Annotated in this window: 6 protein-coding genes; 4 read left to right on the top strand and 2 right to left on the bottom strand. The window is 72.0% G+C overall.

Annotated elements, in window-relative coordinates; translation table 11 throughout:
* Positions 1 to 824 (bottom strand): acyl-CoA dehydrogenase family protein (locus RIN80_RS25230; RefSeq protein ID WP_309097947.1); only part of this gene is annotated, 824 nt, incomplete at its 3' end.
* A 216-nt stretch (positions 825 to 1,040) separates the two neighbouring features.
* Positions 1,041 to 1,634: a TetR/AcrR family transcriptional regulator gene (locus tag RIN80_RS25225; RefSeq protein WP_309097946.1), complete on the bottom strand. Its 594-nt coding sequence runs from the start codon at positions 1,632 to 1,634 to the stop codon at positions 1,041 to 1,043.
* An 86-nt stretch (positions 1,635 to 1,720) separates the two neighbouring features.
* Between RIN80_RS25225 and RIN80_RS25220 the strand changes: the two genes are divergently transcribed.
* From RIN80_RS25220 to RIN80_RS25205, 4 genes are all read left to right on the top strand, one after another.
* Positions 1,721 to 3,337, top strand: a complete 1,617-nt coding sequence (locus RIN80_RS25220) for a carboxyl transferase domain-containing protein (protein ID WP_309097945.1) — start codon at positions 1,721 to 1,723, stop codon at positions 3,335 to 3,337.
* A gap of 14 nt (positions 3,338 to 3,351) precedes the next feature.
* Positions 3,352 to 5,268, top strand: a complete 1,917-nt coding sequence (locus RIN80_RS25215) for an acetyl/propionyl/methylcrotonyl-CoA carboxylase subunit alpha (protein ID WP_309097944.1) — start codon at positions 3,352 to 3,354, stop codon at positions 5,266 to 5,268.
* Positions 5,265 to 6,215 (top strand): hydroxymethylglutaryl-CoA lyase, encoded by a 951-nt coding sequence (locus tag RIN80_RS25210; protein ID WP_309097943.1) that lies wholly within the window; start codon positions 5,265 to 5,267, stop codon positions 6,213 to 6,215. The genes RIN80_RS25215 and RIN80_RS25210 overlap by 4 nt, the downstream gene beginning before the upstream one ends.
* Positions 6,216 to 6,220: 5 nt before the next feature.
* The coding region (locus RIN80_RS25205) for an acyl-CoA dehydrogenase family protein (protein WP_309097942.1) at positions 6,221 to 7,369 on the top strand (1,149 nt) is incomplete at its 3' end.

Genomic DNA, 7,369 nt, shown 5'->3' with positions numbered 1-7,369 from the left:
GTGCGCTCCTGCACGTACTGCTTGGCGAACCGGACGGCGGCCTTGGCCTGGGCGTAGGCGCCGAAGGCGATGCCCCAGCGCTCGGAGGCCAGGTTGTGGCCGAGGTAGTAGAAGCCCTTGTTCTCCTCGCCGAGGAGATCCTCGACGGGCACCTTGACGTCGACGAACGCGAGCTCGGCGGTGTCGGAGGTCTTCAGGCCGAGCTTGTCGAGCTTGCGGCCGACGGAGTAGCCCTCGGACTTGGTGTCCACGGCGAACAGCGAGATGCCGTGGCGGCGGTCCTCGGCGGTCGGGGCGGACGTCCGGGCGCAGACGATGACCCGGTCGGCGTGCACACCGCCGGTGATGAAGGTCTTGGCGCCGTTGAGGACGTAGTGCGTGCCGTCCTCGCTGAGCCTGGCGGTGGACTTCATGCCCGCGAGGTCGGAACCGGTGCCCGGCTCCGTCATCGCGATGGCCCACATCTCCTCGCCGGTGACGAACTTCGGCAGGTACCGCTTCTTCTGCTCGTCCGTCGCCAGCATCTTGATGTAGGGCAGGGCGAGCAGCACGTGCACGCCGGAGCCGCCGAACTGGACACCGGCGCGAGCGGTCTCCTCGTACAGCACGGCCTCGAACTTGTGCGTCTCCAGGCCGGCGCCGCCGAACTCCTCCGGCACGTTGATGCCGAAGATGCCCAGCTCACCGAGCTTGTAGTAGAAGTCACGGGGGGCCTGGCCCGCCGCGAACCACTCGTCGTACACGGGTACGACCTCGGCCTCGATGAAGGCGCGGATGGTCTCCCGGAACGCCTCGTGATCCTCGTTGAACACCGTACGGCGCACGCCGCCACCTCCACGACCTCTGTCTAAGCGCTTGCTCAGCCAAAGATACCGGCGAGTATTGAGGGGGTCCAGGGTGGGGGTGGGGTGGCGCTCGTCACGGTGGGGGTGGGCACAGGGGGCGCGACTCCGCCGGGGCCCGGGGCGGAGCCCCGGGGCGAGGGCGGCCTCTTGCCCGACCGTGTCGGGCGGACGGGTGGGCGGGTGGGCAAGCCCCCCTCAGACCCCCACCGCCGCAAACGCCCCCCGGGCCATCCGATGCAGCAACTCGGCCGTAGCCCCCCGCCCGGGCAACGACCCACCCCTCCCCAGGTGCGGCGTCGAGTTCAGCAGCCCGAACACCGAGTGCACAGCCGACCGTGCCGCCGGCTCCCCCAGCCCCGGGTACACCTCCCGCACCACCCCCACCCACAGCTCCACGTACTGCCGCTGCAGCTGCCGCACCATCTTCCGGTCGCTGTCCCGGAGGCGATCCAGCTCCCGGTCGTGCAGGGTGATCAGAGGCCGGTCGTCCAGCGCGAAGTCGATATGCCCCTCGATCAGTGAGTCCAGCACCCCCTCCGCCCCGCCCCCGTCCGCCTCGGCCACCCTCCGCCTGGCCCCGGTCAGCAACTGCCCACTGATCCCCACCAGCAGCTCCGCGAGCATCGCGTCCTTGCCGGGGAAGTGCCGGTACAGCCCGGGTCCGCTGATCCCGACCGCGGCGCCTATCTCGTCGACCCCGACCCCGTGGAAGCCCCGCTCGGCGAAGAGCCGCGCGGCCTCCTTGAGGATCTGCTCACGGCGGGTGGGGGCGTCGGTTCTGGTGGCCATGAAAACAATTCTAGACAGGGAGGTTAGCGGTCGTTAACCTGGAGGAAATGCGTTAACGCTCATTAACAAGTGAGGGGACCCGCAGGATGCACGAGGCACCGGAGCTCACGAGCGCGGCAGACCCCGCGTCGGAGGCCTTTCGGGCCAACGAGGAGGCGCACCGCACCCTCGTGGAGGAGCTGCGCACCAAGCTGGCCGCGGCCGCACAGGGCGGCGGCGAGAAGGCCCGCGCCCGCCACACGGCCCGCGGCAAGCTGCTCCCCCGCGACCGCGTCGACACCCTCCTCGACCCCGGCTCACCCTTCCTGGAGCTCGCCCCGCTCGCGGCCGACGGGCTGTACGAGGGGCAGGCCCCGGCCGCGGGAGTCATCGCCGGCATCGGCCGGGTCAGCGGCCGCGAGACGGTGATCATCGCCAACGACGCCACGGTCAAGGGCGGCACGTACTACCCGATGACGGTCAAGAAGCACCTCCGCGCCCAGGAGGTCGCCCTCGACAACCGCCTGCCCTGCGTCTACCTGGTGGACTCCGGCGGCGCCTTCCTGCCCATGCAGGACGAGGTCTTCCCGGACCGCGACCACTTCGGCCGGATCTTCTACAACCAGGCCCGCATGTCCGGCGCCGGCATCCCCCAGATCGCCGCCGTCCTCGGCTCGTGCACGGCCGGCGGCGCGTACGTCCCGGCGATGAGCGACGAGGCGGTGATCGTCCGCAACCAGGGCACGATCTTCCTCGGCGGCCCGCCCCTGGTGAAGGCGGCCACCGGCGAGGTCGTCACGGCGGAGGAGCTCGGCGGCGGCGAGGTCCACTCCCGCGTCTCGGGCGTCACGGACCACCTCGCGGAGAACGACGCGCACGCCCTGCGCATCGTGCGCACGATCGTCTCCACGCTCCCCGCCCGGGGCGCCCTCCCCTGGGAGGTCACCGAGCCCGTCGAGCCCAAGGTCGACCCGCACGGCCTGTACGGCGCGGTCCCGGTCGACTCCCGTACCCCCTACGACGTGCGCGAGATCATCGCCCGGGTCGTCGACGGCTCCCGCTTCGCGGAGTTCAAGTCCGAGTTCGGCCAGACCCTGGTCACCGGCTTCGCCCGGATCCACGGCCACCCGGTGGGCATCGTCGCCAACAACGGCATCCTGTTCGCCGAGTCCGCCCAGAAGGGCGCCCACTTCATCGAGCTGTGCGACCAGCGCGGCATCCCGCTGGTCTTCCTGCAGAACATCTCGGGCTTCATGGTCGGCAAGGACTACGAGGCGGGCGGCATCGCCAAGCACGGCGCCAAGATGGTCACGGCCGTGGCCTGCACGCGCGTACCGAAGCTCACGGTCGTGGTCGGCGGCTCGTACGGCGCGGGCAACTACTCGATGTGCGGCCGGGCGTACTCCCCCCGCTTCCTGTGGATGTGGCCGAACGCCAAGATCTCGGTCATGGGCGGCGAGCAGGCCGCCTCGGTCCTCGCCACGGTCAAGCGCGACCAGCTGGAGGCCCGCGGCGAGTCCTGGCCGGCGCAGGACGAGGAGGCCTTCAAGGCACCGATCCGCGCCCAGTACGAGCGCCAGGGCAACGCCTACTACGCGACGGCCCGCCTCTGGGACGACGGTGTGATCGACCCGCTGGACACCCGTCAGGTCCTGGGCCTGGCCCTGACCGCCTGCGCCAACGCGCCCCTGGGTGATCCCCAGTTCGGCGTCTTCCGGATGTGAGGGGACGGACGACGATGTTCGAGACAGTGCTGGTGGCCAACCGGGGCGAGATCGCCGTACGCGTCATCCGGACGCTGCGGTCGATGGGCGTGCGCTCGGTGGCCGTCTTCTCCGACGCGGACGCCGACGCCCGGCACGTCCGCGAGGCGGACACGGCGGTGCGGATCGGCCCGGCCCCCGCCGCCGAGAGCTACCTGTCGGTGGAGCGCCTGCTGCAGGCCGCGGCCCGCACGGGCGCGCAGGCCGTCCACCCGGGCTACGGCTTCCTCGCCGAGAACGCCGCCTTCGCGCGCGCCTGCGCCGAGGCCGGCCTGGTCTTCATCGGCCCCCCGGCGGACGCGATCGCCCTGATGGGCGACAAGATCCGCGCCAAGGAGACGGTCCAGGAGGCCGGGGTGCCGGTGGTGCCCGGCGGCCGGGACCCGGAACTGGCCGAGGCGGCCCGCGCGCTGGGTGCCCCGGTGCTGCTGAAGCCCAGCGCGGGCGGCGGCGGCAAGGGCATGCGCCTGGTGCGGGACCTGACCCGGCTGGAGGACGAGATCGCCTCGGCCCGCCGCGAGGCCCGCGCCTCCTTCGGCGACGACACCCTGCTGGTGGAGCGCTGGATCGACCGGCCCCGCCACATCGAGATCCAGGTCCTCGCCGACGGCCACGGCAACGTGGTCCACCTGGGCGAGCGCGAGTGCTCCCTGCAGCGCCGCCACCAGAAGATCATCGAGGAGGCGCCGAGCGTCCTGCTGGACGAGGCCACGCGTGCCGCGATGGGCGAGGCGGCGGTCCAGGCGGCCCGCTCCTGCGGCTACCGGGGCGCGGGCACCGTGGAGTTCATCGTCCCGGGCAACGACCCGTCGTCGTACTACTTCATGGAGATGAACACCCGCCTCCAGGTGGAGCACCCGGTCACGGAGCTGGTCACGGGCCTGGACCTGGTCGAGTGGCAGCTGCGCGTCGCGGCCGGGGAGCCCCTGGCCTTCACGCAGGAGGACGTGCGCCTGACCGGGCACGCCGTGGAGGCCCGCGTCTGCGCCGAGGACCCGGCCCGCGGCTTCCTCCCCTCCGGCGGCACGGTGCTCAGGCTGCGCGAGCCGCAGGGCGAGGGCGTGCGCACCGACTCGGGCCTCACCGAGGGCACGGAGGTCGGCAGCCTCTACGACCCGATGCTCTCCAAGGTCATCGCCTACGGCCCCGACCGCGCGACCGCCCTGCGTAAGCTGCGCGCCGCCCTGGCGGAGACGGTGACGCTCGGCGTGCAGACCAACGCCGGTTTCCTGCGCCGCCTGCTCGCCCACCCGGCGGTGGTCTCCGGCGACATGGACACGGGCCTGGTCGAGCGCGAGGTGGAGAGCCTGCTCCCGGCGGACGTGCCCGAGGAGGTCTACGAGGCTGCGGCGGCTGTCCGCCTGGAGGCCCTGAAGCCCGAGCCGGGCGGCTGGACGGACCCGTTCTCGGTGCCGAGCGGCTGGCGTCTGGGCGGCGCCCGCAAGCCCCCCGCCTTCCATCTGAAGGTGCAGGACCCGCTGGAGTACACCCCGCGCGGCACGGCGACGGTCACCGACGACCGGGTCGCGGTGACCCTGGACGGCGTCCGGCACACCTTCCACCGCGCGGCCGACTGGCTCGGCCGCGACGGCGACGCCTGGCACGTCCGCGACCACGACCCGGTCGCCGCGTCCCTCACCCGGTCGGCGCACGCGGGAGCCGACTCCCTCACCGCCCCCATGCCCGGCACGGTGACCGTCGTGAAGGTCGCCGTCGGCGACGAGGTGAGCGCCGGTCAGAGCCTGCTGGTGGTGGAGGCGATGAAGATGGAGCACGTCATCTCCGCGCCGCATGCCGGCAAGGTCGCCGAGCTGGACGTGGCGCCGGGCACCACGGTCGCCATGGACCAGGTCCTGGCGGTCATCGCACCGAACGAGGAGGCGGCGCAATGACAGTCCCGGGGCTCCCGATGGCCGTCCCGGCCGGGGACCTGCCCGCCCGCGTCCGCATCCACGAGGTGGGCGCGCGCGACGGCCTGCAGAACGAGAAGGCGACGGTCCCCACGGAGGTCAAGGCGGAGTTCATCCGCCGCCTGGCCGACGCCGGCCTGACGACGATCGAGGCGACGAGCTTCGTCCACCCCAAGTGGGTCCCCCAACTGGCGGACGCGGAGCGGCTGTACCCGCTCGTCGGCGATCTGCCGGTGGCCCTCCCGGTCCTCGTCCCGAACGAGAGGGGCCTGGACCGCGCCCTGACGCTCGGCGCCCGCCGGGTCGCGGTCTTCGCCAGCGCCACGGAGTCCTTCGCCAAGGCCAACCTCAACCGCACGGTGGACGAGGCCCTGGCCATGTTCGAGCCGGTGGTGGCCCGGGCCAAGGCGGACGACGTCCACGTGCGCGGCTACCTGTCCATGTGCTTCGGCGACCCCTGGGAGGGCCCGGTCCCGATCCCGCAGGTGGTGAAGGTCTGCCGGGCCCTCACGGACATGGGCTGCGACGAACTGAGCCTCGGCGACACGATCGGCGTGGCGACCCCGGGCCACGTGGTCGCACTCCTCGCGGCCCTGGCCGAGGCGGGCATCCCCTCCTCCGCCCTCGGTGTCCACTTCCACGACACCTACGGCCAGGCGCTGGCCAACACCCTTGCCGCGCTCCAGCAGGGCGTGACGACGGTCGACGCCTCCGCGGGCGGCCTGGGCGGCTGCCCGTACGCGAAGTCGGCGACGGGCAACCTCGCCACCGAAGACCTCGTGTGGATGCTGCGGGGCCTCGGCATCGACACCGGAATCGACCTCGGCCGCCTCGTCGCCACGAGCACGTGGATGGCCGCCCACCTGGGCCGACCCAGCCCGTCCCGCACCGTCCGAGCCCTGTCCCACGAGGACACCGAGGAGCAGTGACCACCATGGACTACCGCCTTCCCACCGAGCTGGAAGAACTCCGCCGCACGGTCGAGGAGTTCGCACACGAGGTCGTTGCGCCCAAGATCGGCGACTTCTACGAGCGTCACGAGTTCCCGTACGAGATCGTCCGGGAGATGGGCCGCATGGGCCTGTTCGGCCTGCCGTTCCCGGAGGAGTACGGCGGCATGGGCGGCGACTACCTGGCCCTCGGCGTCGCCCTGGAGGAACTGGCGCGGGTCGACTCCTCGGTGGCCATCACCCTGGAGGCCGGCGTCTCCCTCGGCGCGATGCCCATCTACCGCTACGGCACTGAGGCGCAGAAGCAGGAGTGGCTCCCCCGCCTCTGCTCGGGCGAACTCCTCGGCGCGTTCGGCCTGACCGAGCCGGACGGCGGCAGCGACGCGGGAGCGACGCGCACGACGGCCCGCCTGGACGAGTCGACGAACGAGTGGGTCATCAACGGCACGAAGTGCTTCATCACCAACTCGGGCACGGACATCACGGGCCTGGTGACGGTCACGGCGGTCACGGGCCGCAAGCCCGACGGCAAGCCGCACATCTCCTCGATCATCGTCCCGTCGGGCACCCCCGGCTTCTCGGTCGCGGCCCCCTACTCCAAGGTCGGCTGGAACGCCTCGGACACCCGCGAGCTGTCCTTCTCGGACGTCCGCGTCCCGGCGGCGAATCTCCTGGGCGAGGAGGGCCGCGGCTACGCCCAGTTCCTGCGCATCCTCGACGAGGGCCGCATCGCGATCGCCGCCCTGGCGACGGGTCTGGCGCAGGGCTGCGTCGACGAGTCGGTCAAGTACGCCAAGGAGCGCCACGCGTTCGGCAAGCCGATCGCCGCGAACCAGGCGATCCAGTTCAAGATCGCGGACATGGAGATGAAGGCCCACACGGCCCGCCTCGCCTGGCGCGACGCGGCGGCCCGCCTGGTCGCGGGCGAGCCCTTCAAGAAGGAAGCGGCCCTCGCCAAGCTCCACTCCTCCACGGTCGCGGTGGACAACGCCCGCGAGGCGACCCAGATCCACGGCGGCTACGGCTTCATGAACGAGTACCCGGTCGCCCGCATGTGGCGCGACTCCAAGATCCTGGAAATCGGCGAGGGCACGAGCGAGGTCCAGCGCATGCTGATCGCCCGGGAGTTGGGC

The organism is Streptomyces sp. (assembly GCF_031181705.1).
Lineage (GTDB): Bacteria > Actinomycetota > Actinomycetes > Streptomycetales > Streptomycetaceae > Streptomyces.
This window is presented reverse-complemented; position numbering and strand designations above follow the sequence as displayed.

Excerpts from the sequence above, each read along its gene's own strand:
- RIN80_RS25215 (WP_309097944.1), top strand. The coding sequence starts at position 3,352 with ATGTTCGAGACAGTGCTGGTGGCCAACCGGGGCGAGATCGCCGTACGC.
- RIN80_RS25210 (WP_309097943.1), top strand. The coding sequence starts at position 5,265 with ATGACAGTCCCGGGGCTCCCGATGGCCGTCCCGGCCGGGGACCTGCCC.
- RIN80_RS25220 (WP_309097945.1), top strand. The coding sequence starts at position 1,721 with ATGCACGAGGCACCGGAGCTCACGAGCGCGGCAGACCCCGCGTCGGAG.
- RIN80_RS25225 (WP_309097946.1), bottom strand. The coding sequence starts at position 1,634 with ATGGCCACCAGAACCGACGCCCCCACCCGCCGTGAGCAGATCCTCAAG.